General features: G+C 68.9%; 16 protein-coding genes and 1 rRNA gene. 7 read left to right on the top strand and 10 right to left on the bottom strand.

Annotated features, from left to right (window positions below):
• Nucleotides 1-22 precede the first annotated feature (22 nt).
• Nucleotides 23-2530, bottom strand: coding sequence for a hypothetical protein (locus IW249_RS08430; RefSeq protein ID WP_196920226.1), 2508 nt, complete (start codon nt 2528-2530; stop codon nt 23-25).
• Nucleotides 2531-2708: 178 nt separating this feature from the next.
• On the bottom strand, nt 2709-3371 hold the full coding sequence (locus tag IW249_RS08425; protein WP_196920225.1) for a type 1 periplasmic-binding domain-containing protein: 663 nt from the start codon (nt 3369-3371) through the stop codon (nt 2709-2711).
• 340 nt (nt 3372-3711) lie between these two features.
• Between IW249_RS08425 and IW249_RS08420 the strand changes: the two genes are divergently transcribed.
• The 3 genes from IW249_RS08420 to IW249_RS08410 all read left to right on the top strand — a co-directional run bounded on the left by IW249_RS08420 (nt 3712) and on the right by IW249_RS08410 (nt 8057).
• Nucleotides 3712-4770: a HupE/UreJ family protein gene (locus IW249_RS08420; RefSeq protein ID WP_307788545.1), complete on the top strand. Its 1059-nt coding sequence runs from the start codon at nt 3712-3714 to the stop codon at nt 4768-4770.
• 144 nt (nt 4771-4914) lie between these two features.
• Nucleotides 4915-6888 (top strand): purple acid phosphatase family protein, encoded by a 1974-nt coding sequence (locus tag IW249_RS08415; RefSeq protein WP_196920223.1) that lies wholly within the window; start codon nt 4915-4917, stop codon nt 6886-6888.
• Between the two features lie 89 nt (nt 6889-6977).
• Nucleotides 6978-8057: a COG1361 family protein gene (locus tag IW249_RS08410; protein ID WP_196920222.1), complete on the top strand. Its 1080-nt coding sequence runs from the start codon at nt 6978-6980 to the stop codon at nt 8055-8057.
• On the opposite strand, the gene IW249_RS08405 is transcribed toward IW249_RS08410, so the two are convergent.
• Nucleotides 8054-8755, bottom strand: coding sequence for a YoaK family protein (locus IW249_RS08405; protein WP_307788544.1), 702 nt, complete (start codon nt 8753-8755; stop codon nt 8054-8056). The genes IW249_RS08410 and IW249_RS08405 overlap by 4 nt on opposite strands.
• A 217-nt stretch (nt 8756-8972) precedes the next feature.
• Between IW249_RS08405 and IW249_RS08400 the strand changes: the two genes are divergently transcribed.
• Nucleotides 8973-9944 (top strand): quinone oxidoreductase family protein, encoded by a 972-nt coding sequence (locus tag IW249_RS08400; protein ID WP_196920220.1) that lies wholly within the window; start codon nt 8973-8975, stop codon nt 9942-9944.
• A 4-nt stretch (nt 9945-9948) separates the two neighbouring features.
• On the opposite strand, the gene IW249_RS08395 is transcribed toward IW249_RS08400, so the two are convergent.
• The 5 genes from IW249_RS08395 to IW249_RS08375 all read right to left on the bottom strand — a co-directional run bounded on the left by IW249_RS08395 (nt 9949) and on the right by IW249_RS08375 (nt 14183).
• A complete protein-coding gene (locus IW249_RS08395; RefSeq protein WP_196920219.1) occupies nt 9949-10539 on the bottom strand; it encodes an HAD family hydrolase in 591 nt (196 codons plus the stop codon).
• A 16-nt stretch (nt 10540-10555) separates the two neighbouring features.
• Nucleotides 10556-11812 carry an RNA polymerase sigma factor gene (locus tag IW249_RS08390; protein ID WP_196920218.1) on the bottom strand — a complete coding sequence of 419 codons (1257 nt, stop codon included), beginning with the start codon at nt 11810-11812 and terminating at the stop codon, nt 10556-10558.
• A 2-nt stretch (nt 11813-11814) separates the two neighbouring features.
• Nucleotides 11815-12162: a YciI family protein gene (locus IW249_RS08385; RefSeq protein ID WP_196924694.1), complete on the bottom strand. Its 348-nt coding sequence runs from the start codon at nt 12160-12162 to the stop codon at nt 11815-11817.
• Nucleotides 12163-12280: 118 nt separating this feature from the next.
• Nucleotides 12281-13492, bottom strand: coding sequence for a low temperature requirement protein A (locus IW249_RS08380; protein ID WP_196920217.1), 1212 nt, complete (start codon nt 13490-13492; stop codon nt 12281-12283).
• Nucleotides 13493-13523: 31 nt separating this feature from the next.
• Entirely contained in the window at nt 13524-14183 is a 660-nt protein-coding gene (locus IW249_RS08375; protein ID WP_196920216.1) for a winged helix-turn-helix transcriptional regulator, read from the bottom strand.
• A gap of 72 nt (nt 14184-14255) precedes the next feature.
• Between IW249_RS08375 and IW249_RS08370 the strand changes: the two genes are divergently transcribed.
• Nucleotides 14256-14978: a hypothetical protein gene (locus IW249_RS08370; protein WP_196920215.1), complete on the top strand. Its 723-nt coding sequence runs from the start codon at nt 14256-14258 to the stop codon at nt 14976-14978.
• 57 nt (nt 14979-15035) lie between these two features.
• On the opposite strand, the gene trpS is transcribed toward IW249_RS08370, so the two are convergent.
• Together trpS and IW249_RS08360 are read right to left on the bottom strand one after the other, a co-directional pair.
• The gene (gene trpS, locus IW249_RS08365) at nt 15036-16094 is read right to left on the bottom strand and encodes a tryptophan--tRNA ligase (protein ID WP_196920214.1); all 1059 of its coding nucleotides are present in this window, start codon (nt 16092-16094) and stop codon (nt 15036-15038) included.
• 275 nt (nt 16095-16369) lie between these two features.
• Nucleotides 16370-16834 carry a PRC-barrel domain-containing protein gene (locus IW249_RS08360; protein ID WP_196920213.1) on the bottom strand — a complete coding sequence of 155 codons (465 nt, stop codon included), beginning with the start codon at nt 16832-16834 and terminating at the stop codon, nt 16370-16372.
• A 201-nt stretch (nt 16835-17035) separates the two neighbouring features.
• On the opposite strand from IW249_RS08360, the gene IW249_RS08355 reads away from it, so the two are divergent.
• Nucleotides 17036-17290 carry an SCO4848 family membrane protein gene (locus tag IW249_RS08355; protein ID WP_196920212.1) on the top strand — a complete coding sequence of 85 codons (255 nt, stop codon included), beginning with the start codon at nt 17036-17038 and terminating at the stop codon, nt 17288-17290.
• A 743-nt stretch (nt 17291-18033) separates the two neighbouring features.
• Nucleotides 18034-19548, top strand: a 16S ribosomal RNA gene (locus tag IW249_RS08350).
• Nucleotides 19549-19589 lie beyond the last annotated feature (41 nt).

Below are 19589 nucleotides of genomic sequence, written 5' to 3'. Positions count from 1 at the left end.
GGCCGGGTCGCGTTCGTTCCGGTCAGGTCGGGGGACGACGCGTTTTCGACCACCTCGCGTCCGGGTCCAATGTCGGCGGGTGCGGGAGCCCGATCGTCCTGCCGACCGCGACGGCGGCCGAGGTGACAGTGGTCGAGGTGTAGCGGTCCCGGCTGGCCGTGACCGCTACCGTCAGCCGCTGCCCGACCAGCGCCACAGGGATCGTGAACGTCGAGTCGTTCGCGTTCCAGATATCGACACCGTTCGCCGACCACTGGTACCAGTAGCCCTCCGCGCTGGGCGTCCATTCGCCCGGGTCCACCGTGGCGGTGCCACCGGCCGCCACCGTCCCGCTGATGGTGGGCGGCTTGACCGACTGCAGTGCTGGGGGTGGGCCGATCGTGAACGCGTTGGCCAGGACCACCGGCTTGAGCGTTCCGTACGGGTGCAGGGTCAGGGTGGCCGGACCGAGCAGTGCGTGGCTGAGATCCACCTCGACGGTGAGCGTCCTGCGGTCCGCCGAGACCGTCTTCACCCAGGCCCGGATCGGCACCGTGCGGTAGGGGGTCACCTCGACCTTGTCGTCCTGGTGCAGTTGGGTGCCGTCAATGGTGATCGTTCTCAGGTCGCCGGACGGCACGGTGCCCGGAGCGACGGATGCGACAGTGGTGACAGCGTTGGCGACCGCGAACAGGTGGTCCTTGAACGTCCGGGACCAATGGGTGTCGGCTTTGATCCGGAAAACCCTGAGACGGTGGGCGCCCTCGGCCGTCGGCGTCCAGGTCACCTGCGCGGTGCCGTCGGCGCGGGCCGGGACGGTCACGTACGACCCGCTGTTCATCGAGTAGTGGTAGCCCACGGTGTCGGGCAGGTACGAGCTGAAGGTGAACGTGCCGGTGGCCAGTCGGCCGCTGCCGTTCTCCGGGAACTCGACGGAGCTGACCTGCGGCTCGTCCGTCGTCGTCCAGACCTGGGCGCCCCTCTCCGTCTGCACGCCGGCGGCGTTACGGGCAACGACGTTCACGTAGTTGTGGCCGATCACCATCGTCTTGAAGCTGAAGGTGACCTTGCCGTTGGCCGCCGGACGGAGAACCTGTTTCGTGCTGTCGTCGCTGTTCAGCGTCGCCACGTAGTCGACGATGTCGGCCATCGAGCTGTGCGCGGTGAAGGTGGACGAGGTGCCGGCCGCGGTGCTGCCGGTGCGGGTCACGGTCGGTGCCGCATCGTCGACCGAGACTCGCAGCCAGCGAGGGGTGGACAGGGTGCCGTCCGCGCTCCGGCTCTGGATCCACAGGCCGTCGACGCGGGTCTCGGTGGCGGTCCAGACGAGGTCGGCGCTGCCGTCCGGGCGGGCTGGCACCGTGGTCGTCACCACCGGCCGCTGGTCACCGCGCGGGTATTCCGGCCAGTACAGGTACTCCACCACCTGCGGCGCGCGCGGGGCGAGGTGGATGGTGAGCGAGGAGCCGATCGTCACCTCCCCCCGGGTGTCACCGGTGAGGACCGGGGCGTCGTCAACCGCGAACGTGTAGGCGCGAGGGGCGTGCGCGGTGCCGTCCTGGGTGACGCTGTGGACGTACAGGGTCTGCTGGCCGCCGCGGGTCGGGGCGATCATCGCCGTCGCCTTCCCGCTGGCGTCCGCCGGCACGGCGCCGGACGGTCCGCCCTCGTCGATCCGCCACGCGAAGGACGCCGTGCCGGCAACCGTGGCCCGAAAATCGAACGCGCCCGGTACGCCGACGTTGTAGTCCTGGTTCGGCAGGTAGGCCGGGTAGGCGGCGGAGAAGACCTCCGGTCGGGTCTCCTTGACGTAGAACGGGTGAGTCGTCCGCTCGGACCTGTTTCCCGCGCGGTCGACGGCATAGACCGTCACTGAGTGGGAAGTGGCAGCCTTGGGCGTGAACGTGACGACCGCCGGCCCCCCGAGTCCGACAGCATCCACACTGGATTCCTGGTACTCGTCAGGTAGTTCGCTCGAGTGGAACTCGTAGAGGTAGCTGACGGTGTCGGCGGAGGCCGGGGTCAGGGTGAACGTGCCGGGGACACCGATCGCGCCAGTGCCGCCCCAACTGCTGACGGGGTAATCGGTCGAGGTGACTGTTGGTGCCGGGCCTCCGCTGCGATCGACAGTGAAGTGGCACGTGTTGCTCCACGGCGACGCGTCCGCGCCGTCGAGGACCCGCACCCGCCAGGCGTACGTGACGCCGTCGAGTTGCCGCGAGCTGTCCTCGAGTTGGACGTAGACGGTGTTGCTCTCCTCGCCCATCTCGATGAGCCACTGCTGCGGTCGTGCCGGGTCGGTGACGTCCCACACCTGGAAGTCCGCCTGCCGTCCGCTCCGGGGGGTACCGCTGTGGGTGCCCTGTAGCGAGACGGCCTCGGCGCTGCCGAAGTCCGCCGGGTTCAGGTACGGCCCAGGGGCGGCGCTGGCGCAGGGATTACCGGCGGTCTTGAGATCGGTCGGTGCGCTCGCCGCCGCGATGGCGGTGGCGGAGGTGAGCCCCACCGCCGCGCCGCAGACGAGCGTCACGGCGACGCCCAGCGACACCATCCGTCGGTGAATGCGCGAAGCGGTACCCAAACCCTGCCCCCACTACCGGTCCCGATCATGATCAACCGGCAAAGGATCGCACGCAGGACCAATCCACGCAGCTCGTCTTTCCGGCCCGAAAATCAGCCGAACGGATGCGGCGACCGGGGTACCCGCGCGGGAGCCCAGCCCTCCGGTGTCAGAGCCAGACCACGAGCCCGGTCAGGTCGTTGAGGACGGCGGCCACGCCCGCCCGGATGGCCGCCGCGCAGCGGTCCGCGGTGAACGAGTTCGGGTCGTACGTCGAGGACATCCCCAGCCCTTCGCCACGGAACGACGCGCCTTCCCAGTCGACAGCTGTGACGTTGTGGGTGGGCTCGGCCAGTTCCGCGCCGACCACGAGGAACTTCTCGTCCAGGTGGTTCGGGGTGACCAGCGCGAGCCCGTCGATGAGGTCGTTGCCTGCGCTGACGATGAGGTCCGGGCCCATCTCCATCGCCTTGGCGATGCTGGGAACGGTGTCGTGCGCACTGCCGACGGCGATCGTCCTGAGGTCGACATCCTCGTCGTCGGCCCATTCCTTCACCGCCGTCACCAGGGCCTTGGTCGGGTTGTCCGTACCGCTGGTCAGCAGGACGACGCGGTAGTCCTTCGGCGGGTGGACGCCGGCCCACGAGCCGGGTTGCGGGGTGATGGTCGCCTCCGGCGCGGGCTTCGTGGAGGGGTCGACGAACCCCGGGCCGAGAGTGCCGATGGCGCTGGGCGCCGGACGGGGCTCGGACCAGTCGTCGCTGGAGTTGCAGGCGGTGACCAGCGCGGCGGTCGCGGCCAGCATGACAACGGCCCGAAGCGGGGGGCGCAAGGTGATCGTCCTCCGGGTGGTGGCGGAAAGTGCGCGTACTTCTTCGTATTCCTATCTCAATTCCGGTCACCGGTAATCGGTGGGCCGCCGTTCGGGGACTTTGTTTTCCGGCGGTTCGTCGGTACGCGGGTTGGTGTTCACCCACGACATGCAACGTGCACTGGCCAACCGAGGGAGTCGAATGTCAGGCCGGATCCGCCGTACCGTTTTCGTCGCCGCTGTCGGTTTCGCAGCGGCAGTGGTTCCGTTTCTGAGCACCGAACCGGCGTCCGCGCACGGCTTCTCGTCGACTGTGTACGCGAAAATTGCAGCGGGAGATGAGGGTCACATTCGGACCGGGGTGGAGCTCGAATACGACCTCCTCGTGGTGTCCGCCGCGGATGCCGGCGACGACGACCCGCTCTTCCAGGTGGGAACCGCCGCGTTCGAGGCGGGCGACAGCGCCGCCCAGGCCGCCGCCCTGAAGGGTCACGCGTCGGCGGTCCTCGGATACGTCTCCGACCGGTTCTCGGTGAGTTCCCGGGGTGCGGCCTGCCGGCCGACGCAGGTGGGTGACGCGACGATCGGGGAGCGCGAGGGCGTGCCGTACGCGAACCTGCTCCTCGACTGGACCTGCCCCGAGCCTGTCGACGAGCACGTGGTGCGCAGCGGCCTCTTCCCGGATGACGAGGGCTACGTCAAGGGCACGAAGACGATCGTCACCTACGAGATCGACGGCCGTTCCGGCAGCGCGGCGCTGGACGCCGCCAACCCGTCCTTCTCGACCGCGCAGGCCTGGTACGAGCGGTTCGGCGAGTTCTTCCTCCTGGGCGCCGAGCACCTGCTGACCGGGGTCGACCACATCCTGTTCCTGCTGGCGCTCATCGCCGGGTCGCGGCGGCTCCGGGAGATCGTGCTCGCGGCCACCAGTTTCACCCTGGCGCACTCGGTGACGTTCATGCTGGCCGCGCTCGGCCTGGTCGAGGTTCCGGGGGTGATCGTTGAGCCGATCATCGCGTTGTCGATCGCCGTCGTCGCCGGCTGGCACCTGTGGGGGATCTGGCGACGTGGTGAACACGCGGCCGACCTGGAGACGGCCGGGCGCGGTCACTTCAGCCTGGATCGGGCCGGCTGGATCCGCCTCGGCGTGGTGTTCTGCTTCGGCCTCGTGCACGGCCTTGGCTTCGCGGGCGCGCTGGGTATCGACGAGGCGTGGTCGTGGACCCTGCTGTGGTCGCTGCTGGTGTTCAACGTCGGCATCGAGGTCGTCCAGTTGACGATTATCGCTGTCGTCTTCCCGCTGCTGTTCGTGCTGCGCCGTCGTGCGCCGAAAGCCGGCCTCTGGGCGACGGGAGCCGTTTCCGCAGCCGTGTCCATTATGGGGTTGATCTGGTTTGTGCAGCGCGTTTCTGGATCATGAGTAGGGCTAAGTAGTTCGTGAAGTGCAGTCTTTCGCAAGATCACGTTCACGGTTGGTTCATCGGGCGGCGAAAGCGTGGAATTGCTTCCCCAGCGTCGGGTGAAGGCACAATCCATTTCTCTATTTGAAAAGGGAACAATGTCGATGACATTGAGCACCTCGACACGGGCCTCCGCGCTCGTGCGGCGGCGCCTGGTCGCCGGGGTCGCAGCCGGTTTCCTCGGAATGGGCGCGGCTCTCGGTAGTGGCCTGATGGCCACCGCGAGCGCGGCCGAGTCCACCACGATCACCGGTGTGGTCCTCGGCGTCGGCGCCAACGAGACCCAGCGCATCGTGAGCTGGTACTCCTCGGCCGACACCGCGCAGAAGATCCAGCTCGCCCCGACCGCCGAGATCGTCAACGGCGAGTTCCCGGCCGGCGCCCTCAGCTTCGACGCCGTCGGTGCGGCGAACACCTCCACCACCGGCTTCAACCGGCACGCCACGATCAGCAACCTGCGGGAGAACACGGCGTACTCGTACCGGGTCGGCGCCGAGGGCAGCTGGTCCCCGGCGTACGCCTTCAAGACCCAGGACTTCGAGGGCGACTACGACTTCCTGTTCTTCGGCGACCCGCAGATCGGCTCCTCCGGTGACCGGCTGAAGGACCAGGCCGGCTGGGAGGACACCCTGAAGGTGGCCACCGCGGCCAACCCGAACGCCGAGCTGCTGGTGTCCGCCGGCGACCACGTCGAGAGCGCCAACGACGAGGGTCAGTGGACCTCGTTCCTGGCCCCCGACCAGCTGCGTCAGATCCCGCTCGTCGCCACCATCGGCAACCACGACGTCGGCGGCAAGTCCTACGAGCAGCACCACTTCACCCCGAACACCGACCGCTCGTCTGCGTACTACAACGGGGACCAGGCGACCCGGTCCGGCGGTGACTACTGGTTCATCCACAAGGATGTGCTGTTCATCGACCTGAACAGCAACAGCTACGCCAACCCGGCGGACGGCTCCGCCGGCGGCGACGCGGCGCACGTCGCGTACGTCACCGACGTCATCAACAAGCACGGCTCCGAGGCCAAGTGGAAGGTGCTGGTCTACCACCACTCCATCTACTCGCCGGCCAGCCACGCGACCGACACCGACAACAAGCAGCGGCGGGAAGACTTCACCACCGCGTTCTCCAACCTCGGCGTCGACATGGTCCTTCAGGGCCACGACCACAGCTACTCCCGTAGCTACTCGATCAAGAACGGTCAGAAGGAGAACCCGGCCGAGCAGCCGGGTGCTGCCGAGGTGTTCCCCGGCCCGGGCGGCGTCATCTACGTGACTGCCAACTCGGCCTCCGGCTCGAAGTACTACGACATCAAGAAGCCGGACACCACCGGCACCGGCATCCGTGGCAACGGCCCGGACCCGCTGGACCCGAACAAGTACTGGTACAACTCGTCGCAGAACCAGGAGCACGTGCGCAGCTACGTCAAGGTGCAGGTGCGCGGTGACAAGCTGGTCCTGGCCAACGTTCGCAGTGGCACCTGCGCGGCGCCGAACGCGGCTGTCGAGAAGGGCCTCTCCTGCGTCAACACCCCGGACGGTCAGCCGGTCGGCTCGATCACCGACAAGGTGACAGTGCACCCGTACAACGGTGACGGCCAGGCCATCCAGGTCAACGTGCCGAACCCGGCTCCGGGCGAGTTCGGGTGGACGATCGACGGCTACAACGGTCTGGTCGACCTGGGTACCGCGCAGGAGCGCGACGGCACCTACTTCCAGGCCAACGGCAAGATCAACCCGATCCTCGTGTCGGACAGCCGTCGCTCGCTCGCCCCGTGGTCGATCTCGGCCAACGTCGGCGACTTCCAGGACGCCGACAAGAAGTTCTCCGGCTCCTACCTCGGTTGGAACCCGTACGTGCTCGACGCCGGCGCGGGCGCCGAGGCCGGTGCTCCGGTCCTGTCGTCGTTCGACGACCAGGGCAAGGGCCTCTCGGTCTCCAGCGGGCTCGCCGCGGCCGCGCAGGGTCACCCGCGTGGCGGCGCCAAGCTCGGTGCTGACCTGGACCTGAAGATCCCGGACAGCATCGCGAAGGGCAGCTACCGCACCACCCTCACGATCACCGCACTGAGCAGCTGACCGGACTGTTCCATTCGGCGGGGTAGGCACCTTCGGGGCCTACCCCGCCACCGGTTCACCCACTACCAAGATCACCACAAGGACTTGAGATGCAACCGTCCGTAACTCGCTGGAAGACCACGACCGCCGCACGCCTCCGTACGACCGCACTGTCCCTGCTCGCCGTCGTCGCGGCCGTCGGTGTCGGTGCCGGTCCCGCAGTGGCGGCGGACGGTAACGTCGCCTGGACGGTCCGGACTGCCTCCAACGGCTACGGCGAGGCCCGGTCCAGCTACAGCTACAACGTCAACCCGGGTGGCGCCGTCGAGGACGCCATGGTCGTGGCCAACCGCGGCCCGGCGCCGCTGACTCTCTCCGTGTACGCGGCCGACGGCTTCACCACCGACGCCGGCCAACTCGACCTGCTCACCAGGGACACGAAGTCCATCGCGGTCGGCGCCTGGGTGAAGCCGAACGCCGGCAGCGTCGTCATCCAGCCCGGAAAGACCGCCCAGGTGCCCTTCAAGGTCAGCGTTCCGGAGAACGCCACGCCCGGTGACTACGTCGGTGGCATCCTCACCACGCTCACCCAGGCCGACCAGGCTGAGGGGATCAACGTCGACCGGCGCCTCGGCATCCGGATCAAGTTGCGGGTGGGTGGCGAACTGAGGCCGAACCTCGCGATCGAGAACCTCCACGTCACGTACGCCGGACCGACCAACCCGTTCAGCAAGGGTGACGCCACCATCACCTACCAGGTCCACAACGTCGGCAACGCGGCCCTGTCCGGTAAGCAGGCGGTGACCGTCTCGGGCCCGTTCGGCCTACTGCGGGTACGGGCCGAGGACGTCGCCGCACCGCCGGAGCTGCTGCCGGGTGAGAGCTGGAACGTGACGGTGCCCGTCCACGGGGTGGCTCCCGCCATCTCGCTGGCCGCTACCGCGACAGTGACACCGCTGCTCACCGACGCCTCGGGTTCCACCACCCCGCTCAAGCCGGTCCAGGTCACCGCACACGGTTGGGCCCTGCCCTGGACGCTGGTGCTGGCGCTCGTCGTGCTGATCGCCGTACTCGTCGGGGCGTACCTCTACCGGCGCCGCAACCGGGCGCAGCGCAAGGCGCGCGAGGATGCCCGGGTACGCGACGCCGTCGAGCAGGCGCTTCGCGGACCGGAGCCGCAGACGTCCTAATCGCCGCTCCGGTCAACGCGGCCGGCGCCGGTCGTCGCGCGCTGGGTCAGGCCGACCGCGAACGCGATCACGGCGACCACCAGCACCGCTGCCGGCACGGAGGCCCAGGTCGGGGCCGTACGCAGCACCACGGTGCCGAGTACGGCGCCGACCACCAGCCCCGCGAGCCGGCCGACGCCGCCCACGTCGGCGAACCGGTGCGGGTCGACGACGCGCCGCCGGACCAGCTCGGTCAGCGAGCCGGTCAGGTAGGTGGTCGACGCACCCCGTACGCCGGCGGCCACTGTGATCACGCTCTGGATGCCGCTCGACAGGGCGGCCATCGCCAACAGCACGAGCCCGAAGCCGTACCCGGGACGTGCCGAACAGGCCAACCAGCCCACAGTGAAGCCGAGCAGCAGCACCGCCTCGACCGACGTCACCACAGCGGTACGGCGGTTCCAACCTGGTGGGGTGTGACGCAACGGCACAGTGGCACCGGCCACGCCCACCGCGTACCCGCCGACCGCCACCACCGCACCCGCGAGCGAGCGGGTGTCCGCCGTGGCGAGCGCGTGGCCGAAGTGCACCAGGTTGCCGGTGACGACGCTGGCGAAGTAGCCGTTGAGTTTGGTCAGACAGATCACGTCGATGCAGCCGGAGGCCGCGGCCAGTGCCACCAGGAGCCAGGCCGTGGCCCGCGTCGACCGAGCGCGCACGATGCCCCTTCCGGTCGGTCCCGTGGCCAGCGCGACGCTCCCGCGCTCGCGCCCGGGGCGGTACGCGGACATTCCCGTGCCCGCCCCGGCTACGCCGGGCGGGGCCCGCCGAGCGCGGGCGTTCGTCCTTGTGGGTGAACGACGCTCAGCTCCGGGCCACGCCTGGTCCCGAGCCGGCATGCTGCGACGGTGACGCCGGCACGGAGAGGGAATCCACATGGTTGACGGGGATGTGCCAGAGCGGATGCAGGCTGCGGCCTTGGACGAGTTCGGCGGGCCGGAGGTGATCACCCTGCGGAAGTTGCCGATTCCGCAGGTTGCCGACGACGAGGTGCTGATCAAGGTCTGGAGCGCCGGCGTCGGGGTGTGGGACGTGTACGAGCGGGAGGGCGCACTGGTGCCGGAGGGCTCGGCGCTCCCGATCGTGCCCGGCTCCGACGGCGCCGGAACCGTCATCGCGGCCGGCAGCACTGTGACGAACGTGGGAGTGGGTGACCTGGTCTACGTCTCCGCCACCACCCGGCCGAAGGGCGGCTTCTACGCCGAGTACGCGTCGGTCAAGGCGGAGTACGCGGCGAAGGTGCCCGACGGTGTGCCGCCGGAGCACGCCGGTGCCATGCCCACCGACGCGCTGACCGCGCTGGCCGGGCTCGACGCGCTCAGCCTGTCGGCCGGCGACTGGCTGTTGATCTTCGGCGCGAGCGGCGGTCAGGGCCACCTGGCCGTGCAGTTGGCGAAGCGGCAGGGGCTGAACGTGATCGCCGTGGCGTCCGGGACGGACGGCGTCGCGCTGGTGACCCGGCTCGGGGCCGACGTGTCAGTCGACGGCCACGGCGACATGACCGACGTGCTGGCCCGGATCCGGGACACGGCGCCGGGCGGGGTGAACGCCATCCTGGCCATGGCCGGCGGCGCGACACTGGACCGGCTCACCGAGGCGCTGACCGACGGCGGGGTGGTCGCGTTCGCCCACGGGGTGCGGCCCGAGCCGCAGGAACGGCCGGGTGTGACGGTCCGCGCGTACGACGGCGAATCGAGCCCTCGACAGTTGCAGCGCCTCAACGAACTCATCGAGGCGGGACCGTTCGTGGTGCACGTCGCGGAGAAGTTCCCGCTGGGCAAGGTGCGGGATGCGCACCAGCGCCTACAGACGTCCTTCGCCGGAAAGCTCCTGCTGACTGTGGCCTGAGACGTCAGGGCGTGCGCTGTTGCGGCACGCGTACCGAAGCCATGCCGGCCGCCGTCGCGGCCTGGATGCCCAGGTCGGTGTCCTCGAAGACCAGGCAGGACTCCGGGGGTACGCCGAGCTGCTCCGCCGCGAGCAGGAACGCCTCCGGGTCGGGCTTCGCCCGGGTGTAGTCGTCGGCGCAGACCAGCACGTCGAACCGGTCCAGCAGGCCGAGCGCGTCCAGGGAGGCGGTGACCGACGCGCGGGTGCTGCCGGAGACGACGGCGAACGGGACCCGCCGGTGCGCGTCGTGGATGTGCGCCAGCACCTCGGGCACGGCGGCGAGCTGCGGCAGCAACTCCTGGTAGTAGCTCTCCCGGCGCTCGACGACGGCAGCCACCGGCATGGCCAGACCCTGCTGCTCGTTCAGGGCGACGATGATGTCGGCGGTGGGTCGCCCACCCCAGGCGTAGAAGAGGTCCTCCGGGAACTCGCAGCCCCACTCCTCAAGGGCCTGCTGCCAGGCCAGGTAGTGCAGCGGCATCGAGTCGACGATGGTGCCGTCGCAATCGAACAGGTACGCGGCGAACGGCCCGGGAGGCAGAGGCAGACTCACCCGGGAAGGGTACAGCTCACTCCGTCGTGACGGCTTTCAGCTGTCTGAGCAGGTACGCGCGCTCCGGTTCGGTGCCGACCAGCGTCAACGCGCTGCGGTACGCGGCCGCGGCCTCGTCGTACCGGCCGAGCCGGCGCAGCAACTCGGCCCGCGCCGCCGGATAGGGGTGGTGACCGCGCAGCCGCGGCTCGTCGGCCAACTCGTCGAGCAGCGCGAGCCCCGCCGCCGGCCCGTCCCGCATGGCCACCGCGGCGGCCCGGTTCAACGCGACGATCGGTGAGGGCACCAGGCCGAACAGCACGTCGTAGAGCGCCACCACCTGCGGCCAGTCGGTGCTGGCCACGTCCGCGGCCTCGTCGTGCAGCGCGGCGATGGCGGCCTGCACGCCGTACGGGCCGGGCGCTCGGCCGGTCAGGGCGACCACCACCAGGCCGCGCCCCTCCTCGATCATCTGACGGTCCCAGCGTCCGCGGTCCTGGTCGTCGAGGAGGACCATGGCGCCGTCCGGCCCGGTACGCGCGTCCCGTCGGGCGTGGACCAGCAGCATCAGACCGAGCAGCCCGGCGACCTCCCGCTCGGCGGGCAGCAGCCGCCGCAGGATCCGGCCCAGCCGGATGGCCTCCTCGGCCAGGTCGATCCGTTGCAGATCCGGGCCGGAGCTGGCCGCGTACCCCTCGGTGAAGACCGAGTAGACGGCCTGGAGCACAGTGGGCAGACGACCGGGCAGCTCGTCGGGCCCGGGCACCCGGAACGGGATGCGTGCGTCGCGGATCTTCCGCTTGGCCCGGACGAGTCGCTGGGCCATGGTGGCGGGCGGCACCAGGAAGGCCCGCGCGACCTCGACCGTGGTGAGGCCGGCCAGGAACCGCAGGGTGAGCGCGCCGCGATCCGCCGCGGCCAGGGCCGGGTGCGCACAGGTGAAGAAGAGCGCCAGCCGGTCGTCGGGCAGATCGCGGTCCGCGTCGGCGGGCGGCGCGTGGTCGGCCCGCTCGGCCTCCGCCCGGAGTACGGCGAGCCGCGTCGCCAGCACCCGGTCCCGACGCAGCCGGTCCACCGCTCGACGCCGGGCCGTGGTGAGCAGCCAGGCGCCCGGCCGGCTCGGGACGCCGTCGGTCGGCCAGTGCGTCAGCGCCGCCTCGATGGCCTCCGAGGCGACCTCCTCGGCCAGGTCGAGGTCGCCGAAGCGGCGCACCAGCGAGGCGAGCAGTCGGCCGCGTTCCTCCCGGAACACGGCCTCCACCGACGACCCGACGGCTGCCTCCTCACCCGGCATGGTCAGGCCTGCACGTCGATCTCGAAGATCGGACGGACCTGGACCGATCCGGTGCCGATGGCCCCGGGGCTGCGGGCCGCCCAGTCCAGCGCGGCGTCGAGGTCCGGCACGTCGATGACGTCGTACCCGCCGAGCAGCTCGCGGGTCTCGGCGAACGGCCCGTCGGTGATCGTGCGCTCGCCGTCCGGGCCGACCTGCACCGTGGTGCAGGTGGTCAGGTCCTGCAAGGGATGCCCGGAGACCCAGACCCCGGCGTCCTTCATCTCCCGGTCGTAGCGGATCCAGTCCTCGAAGCTGCACCCGTTGTCGACGACCTCGCCATCGACCATCGGGCTCATGAACAGCAGCATGTACTTCACGTTTCGGCTCCTCTCGGTGCGGCGTGTCGCCGTACAGCATGACGACGAACGCGGGCCGGGGATATCGACACGGCGCGGCAGATCTTTTGGCCGGGCCGCACCAGAGGGCTCAGGGAACGCCCGGGAGTGCTGAGTCGCGTCGTTCGTCGCGTCGGTCCATCCGTCGCTCGAACCAGGTCACCCCGATCAGGAAGGCGGTCAGCACTGTGAGCGCCGCCAGCGGTGACAGGGATCGGCCGATCGGCAGCAGGGCCAGCGGCAGCAGCGCGGCGACGACCTGCGTCGGGTACACCGCGCCAACTGTCAGCCGACGGAAGACCAACCTGCTGAGCAGGTAGAGGGCGGCACCGCCGTAGAGCGCGACCGCGGCCTCCCAGCCCAACCGGCCGGGGTGCGCCGACTCCTCGGTGAGCTGGGCGATCACCTCCTCGATGCCGAGCGCGACGTAGATGGCGCCGATGATCAGCGGGGAGTGCCCGATGCCGTACGCGTCGCCGGCCACGCTGGCCCGGCGCTCACCCGGCGCGTTGCTGACGGCCTCCCGGGCGGCGGGGGCCAGCCGATCGAAGTAGAGCCACCACAGGCAGACCGTGCTGGTGAGCCCGAGCAGCGCCGCCAGCACTGCCGCACCGACCGGTGCCATCGTCCGTGGCCCTTCGCCGGCCGAGATCAACGACTCGCCCAGCGCGATGATGAGCACCAGGCCGAACCGCTCGGTGAAGTGGTCCACGCTGCCCAGTTGCCACGGCCGGAAGGCGGACGCGATCCGCGCGCCGCCGATGTCCACCAGCAACGCGGCGGTCCAGAGCGCCGTCTGGGCCACGCCCCCGAGCAGCGCGCCGCCGATCAGCGGGAACCACGCCAGGATCACCGGCACGCTGAAGAAGCGCAGCGTCGAGCGCAGCGGTGGGTTCGTCGCGCTCACCCAGAACAGGACCACGAGCTGCACCGCCCGGCCGACCACGTAGGCCAGGGCGAGGGTGAGTGGCGCGTCGAGCAAACCCGGGCTCTGTTTCCAGGCGTCCGGCAGCACCAGCGCGGCCACGAAGATCGCCGCCATCGCGACAAGGGTGGCCGCGCGGACCAGGCCGACGTCCGGGCGCACCAGGTTTCCCACCCAGGTGTACGGGCCCCAGGAGTACAGCAGCAGGAGCAGGAGCAGGAGCCCCTGGGCCAGGGTGAGCGCGCTCGGCGAGCCCGCCATGAACGTGATGACCCGGGTGAGCGCGAAGACGAAGACCAGGTCGAAGAAGATCTCGAACATCGTGGTCCGGTGCGTCACCCCCGCCGGCACCAGACGAATGTCGAGAATCCTCCTCACCCTCGCATTCTGCGCTATATCGGTCGGTGGTTCATCCGGTCCACTCGCCCGGCGTTGCTCCGAAGAGCAGGAAGAACCGCTCGGCCGCCGCGGTGTCGCCGTGCACCTCGATCTCGCCCGTCGAGACCGCCGACCGCAGCGGTGTGCCACCGAACATCAGCTCGCGCAGCGCTCTGACCGTGCCGGTGACCGTGACGTCGACAGGGCCCGACCGGCCACGGGCCACGCTGATCCCACTCGAAGACACCCCCACCTCGAAGGCGTCGGAGCCCACCTGCAACCGGAGCCGGGCGGTCACCGGCGCGTCGGTCGGTGGCCGATAGAGGGCCTTCAGCAACAGCATGAACGCGTCGGTGCTCATCTCGACGTCCGGCTCCGCGGGCAGGCCGGCGCCCCACCGCGACAGCTCGATCAGTGTCGGCTCCAGTTGCTGACCCCGTTCGGTCAGCTCGTACGCGTGCACGCTGGCCGGCGGCCCGAGCTGCACCCGCCGGACGATGCCGGACTGCTCCAACTCCCGCAGTCTCTGGCTGAGCACGTTCTGGCTGGCCTTCGGCAGGCCGGCCCGCAGATCGCCGAAACGCTTCGGGCCGAACACCAACTCTCGGACGATCAACAGCGCCCAGCGCTCGCCGACGATGTCCATCGTGCGCGCCGCCCCGCAGGCGTCCTGGTAAGTCCGCTGAGTCACATCTCCATCGTAGTCGGCGTCCACCGAGCGGTGCTAACGTGACACCATCTAGTCCTAACTTAGGAGTAAGCAATGGATGCACTGCTCGCCAAGGTGATCGAGCGCCACGGCGGCCTCGATCGCTGGAACACCGCGTCGACCCTCACCACCCGGCTCACCTACGGCGGCCCGTTCTGGGCGTTCAAGGGCCGCCCCGACTTCGACAGCACCGAACTGGTCGAGGCCGACCTGCACCGGGAACGGATCCGCCACGTCCAGGAGGGCACCGGCCAGATCACCGAGTACGACAGCGACACCGACCGGGTCACCGTCAGCGCGGCCGACGGCAGCCTGATCGACGAGTTGACGAACCCCCGGGCCAGCTTCGCCGGCTACACCCAGGAGAGCCAGTGGACGCTCGCCCAGGCGGCCTACTTCCGTGGCTACGCCACCTGGCACTACCTCGTCGAGCCGTTCCTGTTCACCTGGCCAGGCGTCGAGGCGCACGAGATCGAGCCGTGGACGGAGGACGGCGAGTCGTGGCGCGTACTGCGCGTCACGTTCCCCGAGAGCGTGCACACCCACACCGAGACCCAGCTGTACTACTTCGACGACAGCGGGCTGTTGCGCCGCATGGACTACCAGCCGGTCGTCAACGACTCCTCCCCGGTCGCGCACTACGTCAGCGGAGCCACCGAGGTCGACGGGCTGGTCGTGCCGACGCGACGCCGGATCCACATCCGCCAGGAGGACCGCACCCCGGACCTCTCCTGGACGCCGATCACCCTGGATCTGGCTGACGTCCGGATCCGCTGAGACCCCGAAGGTGTCGCAGCGGACCCGACGTCACGTCGCCGACCGGACGCCCCGGCCTCAGATCGAGGCGTCCGTTCGGCGCCGGCTCCGCTCAGCCCGCCGCCGCACCTGCTGGTACGCGCCGGTCAGCCCCATCGCCCGGCGTACCTCGAGCACCGTCTGGCGTACCTCCAGGCGGGTCCGTTCCGTACCCTCGACGATCAGTCGGTCGACCAGACCCCGGTCGGCCTCGATCTCGGCCCGGCGCTGCCGGATCGGCGCCAGGAACCCCTCCAGCGCGACGATCAGCCGCTCCTTGACCTCGACGTCACCCACCCGCCCGGCCCGGTACCGCCCTGCCAGATCGGCGACCTCGTCGCGGTCCGGATTGAAGACCTCGTGGTACGCGAACACCGGGTTGCCCTCCACGGTGCCCGGCACGTCGGCCCGCACCCGATTCGGGTCGGTGTACATGCCGAGCACCTTGCGACGTACCGTCGCCGCGTCGTCGGAGAGTGCGATCGAGTTGCCCCGGCTCTTGCTCATCTTGGCGGCGCCGTCGGTCCCCACCAGGCTCGGTGTGTCCGCCGGGATCAGCTCGGGCACCGGGAAGACCGGACCGTACAGGTGATTGAACCGCCGGGCGATCTCCCTGGTGACCTCGACGTGCGCGGCGTTGTCCCGGCCGACCGGGACCACCTCCCCCTTGACGCAGAGGATGTCCGCGGCCTGGAGCACCGGGTAACCCAACAGCCCGTACGGCATCTCCTCCTTGCCGGCGTCGCGGGCCATGTCCTTGAGCGACGGCACCCGTTCCAGCCGGGGAACGGTCACCAGGTTCTGCAGGAGGGTGTTGAGGTCACCGACCTCGGGGATGGCCGACTGGAGGTAGAAGGTGGCCCGGTCCGGGTCGACGCCGGCGGCGAGGATGTCGGTCACCATCTCCCGGGCGTTGCCGGAGACCTGGTCGATGTCCTCCCGGCGGTTGCGGGTGGTGAGCATGTGCAGGTCGGCGATGATGAAGAAGCTCTCGTAGCTCCGGTGCAGCCGCACCCGGTTGGCGATGCTGCCGACGTAGTGGCCGAGGTGCAGGCGGCCGGTGGGCCGGTCGCCGGTGAGCATTCGTGCGACGGACATGGTGGTGCCTCTCGTTATCCGAAGGTGGGTCACGCGTGGGCGCGCGCCGAGCAGGGCTGGCTCAGCCCTGCTCGGTCAGCGGGATCGACTCAGCGAGTCGCCCGCCATCGCGCGCCGGCACGAAACCGCAGACCACCGGCACGGAGGACGTTCAGAAGTTGCTCACGGCCGTCGCCGGAGCTGGGCGGGATCTCGGGCGCGGCACCGAGGAAACGGCCGTCGACAAGGTCGACCGCCTCGGATGCGCAGTTGCCCGTCCGGACCACGGCCTCACATTACCTGCGGTCCGTTGCCGGCGGGGACAGGTAGCTGTCGGCGTAGTAGGTGCCGACACGTTCCCGATATTCCTGGTCGGCCGAGTCCGGGTCGAACGGTGGGGCGTCCTTGATCTCCTGGCGGGTCCGGTCGACGTGCACGACGCGTTCCTGGTGATCCACCCGTTCCACAGTTCCGGCCGGCAGCAGCACCTTCTGGCCGAAGATCCAGGGCCCGGTGTCCACCACCAGGTGTCCGGCGTCCGCCTCGTCGCTCGTCTCGTCGATGCTGCCGATGCGCCCGTCGCTCGCCCGCACCTGATAGCCCACCAGGTCGACAGGCGTGCCCGGACCGGGCGCGTCCGGGCCGTCGTGGCCGCCCTCCTGCCCGTCCGGCGGGCTGACCGACGGTGTGGTCTGGGTGTAGCCGCCGGCCAGGGCGGACGGGTCACGCCAGGCCCAGGGGTTGAAGATCGAGGGTTGCACGGGGCACCTCCAGGGGGACGGTCCTCAGCTGTCCCCCTTCGCAGTGCCCATCACCCTGACGCCGGAAACAGCCCGCGCTCTGCGCGGCGCCGCTCCTGCCGAGATGTGGCGGTCCGCCAGGCGTTCGCGTCGCCGCCGGTTCCGCTGTTGCGGTGGCCGGCGCGAGCCCGATGAGCAGGTGCGCTGGCATACTCGGCTGCCATGGTGCTGTCGCGAGGGTGGAGTCTCTTCCTGGTCGGAGTCGGCGTCTGGACCTGGGTGATCTGGCCGAGGTTCGCGGTGGCCATCTGGCAGGACCCGCGGTCCTGGGCGTCCGGCACGGTCGCCGACGGTGCGGCCACCAGCTTTCTGTGGGTGCACGCGCTGTTGATCGCCGCGTCCCTGGCGATCGGCACCACAGCTGGCGTCCTCGGCGTCCGGGCGTGGCTCGCCACCCGGCGGCGGCAGCCCTCCTGAGCCCCGCCGCTCCTACGGATCAGGCCGGTCGGCGCCCGCACTGCTGATGGTCGCCAAGTCCCCGCTGCTTCCCGAACGCTTCTGACCTGCGAAAACCGTGCGGACGAGCGAATGTGACGCGCGCCGCTACCCGTGGATTTGACGATCAAACCCGCAGACGCGTAACTTTCTCTCTGCCAGCGCGGAACGGGGCAAACGGGACGAAGGTCCTAGAGCACCGAAACGGGATGGCAACCGGGTCAACCAGGGGTTCGCTCCTGCGAGACACGGTCCGGGCGGGGCTCGCCGGATCGGCCGCGAGGCGGATTTGGTGCGGCGAAGCCGACCGGGTAAGGTTCACGACCGGCAGGGAACCGGGCGAGACTGCGGGAAACCGCAGCGGCCGGTCTGCTGAATCCGACGACCTGACGCAGCGGTTCGCTGCTGCGTGAGTGCGCCGGCGCTGATCCGTACGAAGCATGACAGACCGGGACACACGGTTTGACACGGCGAAGACGGTGAGGTAACGTAGTAAAAGTGCCCGGCGCGAGAGCGGCGGGGACACGGTACGGAAAACCCCGGTTGGGGTTCCACTTGGGTGGGGCTTCTGGTCGGTGTGTGGTTGTTCTTTGAGAACTCAACAGGGTGCTTGTAAAGCCAGTGCCAATTATGATTTATACCCCGGACTGGTCAGTTTTTGCTGGCTGGTTGGGATTCCTTTGGCAACATTTGTTTGTTGCCGGGATAGCTGTTCAACTAATTTTTTGTTGGAGAGTTTGATCCTGGCTCAGGACGAACGCTGGCGGCGTGCTTAACACATGCAAGTCGAGCGGAAAGGCCCTTCGGGGTACTCGAGCGGCGAACGGGTGAGTAACACGTGAGCAACCTGCCCCAAGCTTTGGGATAACCCTCGGAAACGGGGGCTAATACCGAATAGGACTGCTGGCCGCATGGCTGGTGGTGGAAAGTTTTTCGGCTTGGGATGGGCTCGCGGCCTATCAGCTTGTTGGTGGGGTGATGGCCTACCAAGGCGACGACGGGTAGCCGGCCTGAGAGGGCGACCGGCCACACTGGGACTGAGACACGGCCCAGACTCCTACGGGAGGCAGCAGTGGGGAATATTGCACAATGGGCGGAAGCCTGATGCAGCGACGCCGCGTGAGGGATGACGGCCTTCGGGTTGTAAACCTCTTTCAGCAGGGACGAAGCGAGAGTGACGGTACCTGCAGAAGAAGCACCGGCCAACTACGTGCCAGCAGCCGCGGTAAGACGTAGGGTGCGAGCGTTGTCCGGATTTATTGGGCGTAAAGAGCTCGTAGGCGGCTTGTCGCGTCGACCGTGAAAACTTGGGGCTCAACCCCAAGCCTGCGGTCGATACGGGCAGGCTAGAGTTCGGTAGGGGAGACTGGAATTCCTGGTGTAGCGGTGAAATGCGCAGATATCAGGAGGAACACCGGTGGCGAAGGCGGGTCTCTGGGCCGATACTGACGCTGAGGAGCGAAAGCGTGGGGAGCGAACAGGATTAGATACCCTGGTAGTCCACGCTGTAAACGTTGGGCGCTAGGTGTGGGGGGCCTCTCCGGTTCCCTGTGCCGCAGCTAACGCATTAAGCGCCCCGCCTGGGGAGTACGGCCGCAAGGCTAAAACTCAAAGGAATTGACGGGGGCCCGCACAAGCGGCGGAGCATGCGGATTAATTCGATGCAACGCGAAGAACCTTACCTGGGTTTGACATGGCCGCAAAACTCGCAGAGATGTGAGGTCCTTCGGGGGCGGTCACAGGTGGTGCATGGCTGTCGTCAGCTCGTGTCGTGAGATGTTGGGTTAAGTCCCGCAACGAGCGCAACCCTCGTTCGATGTTGCCAGCGCGTTATGGCGGGGACTCATCGAAGACTGCCGGGGTCAACTCGGAGGAAGGTGGGGATGACGTCAAGTCATCATGCCCCTTATGTCCAGGGCTTCACGCATGCTACAATGGCCGGTACAATGGGCTGCGATACCGCGAGGTGGAGCGAATCCCAAAAAGCCGGTCTCAGTTCGGATCGGGGTCTGCAACTCGACCCCGTGAAGTCGGAGTCGCTAGTAATCGCAGATCAGCAACGCTGCGGTGAATACGTTCCCGGGCCTTGTACACACCGCCCGTCACGTCACGAAAGTCGGCAACACCCGAAGCCGGTGGCCCAACCCTTGTGGAGGGAGCCGTCGAAGGTGGGGCTGGCGATTGGGACGAAGTCGTAACAAGGTAGCCGTACCGGAAGGTGCGGCTGGATCACCTCCTTTCTAAGGAGCACCTTCACCTGAAAGGGTGCAAGGAGCCCGCG

Origin of the sequence: Micromonospora vinacea (assembly GCF_015751785.1) — a bacterium.
In the GTDB taxonomy this organism is placed as follows: domain Bacteria; phylum Actinomycetota; class Actinomycetes; order Mycobacteriales; family Micromonosporaceae; genus Micromonospora; species Micromonospora vinacea.
This window is presented reverse-complemented; position numbering and strand designations above follow the sequence as displayed.

What these genes read in the sequence shown, in the direction of transcription:
- IW249_RS08430 (WP_196920226.1), bottom strand. Translation starts at nt 2,530, where the DNA reads ATGGTGTCGCTGGGCGTCGCCGTGACGCTCGTCTGCGGCGCGGCGGTG.
- IW249_RS08415 (WP_196920223.1), top strand. Translation starts at nt 4,915, where the DNA reads ATGACATTGAGCACCTCGACACGGGCCTCCGCGCTCGTGCGGCGGCGC.
- IW249_RS08410 (WP_196920222.1), top strand. Translation starts at nt 6,978, where the DNA reads ATGCAACCGTCCGTAACTCGCTGGAAGACCACGACCGCCGCACGCCTC.
- IW249_RS08400 (WP_196920220.1), top strand. Translation starts at nt 8,973, where the DNA reads ATGGTTGACGGGGATGTGCCAGAGCGGATGCAGGCTGCGGCCTTGGAC.
- IW249_RS08390 (WP_196920218.1), bottom strand. Translation starts at nt 11,812, where the DNA reads ATGCCGGGTGAGGAGGCAGCCGTCGGGTCGTCGGTGGAGGCCGTGTTC.
- IW249_RS08385 (WP_196924694.1), bottom strand. Translation starts at nt 12,162, where the DNA reads ATGCTGCTGTTCATGAGCCCGATGGTCGATGGCGAGGTCGTCGACAAC.
- IW249_RS08370 (WP_196920215.1), top strand. Translation starts at nt 14,256, where the DNA reads ATGGATGCACTGCTCGCCAAGGTGATCGAGCGCCACGGCGGCCTCGAT.
- trpS (WP_196920214.1), bottom strand. Translation starts at nt 16,094, where the DNA reads ATGTCCGTCGCACGAATGCTCACCGGCGACCGGCCCACCGGCCGCCTG.
- IW249_RS08355 (WP_196920212.1), top strand. Translation starts at nt 17,036, where the DNA reads ATGGTGCTGTCGCGAGGGTGGAGTCTCTTCCTGGTCGGAGTCGGCGTC.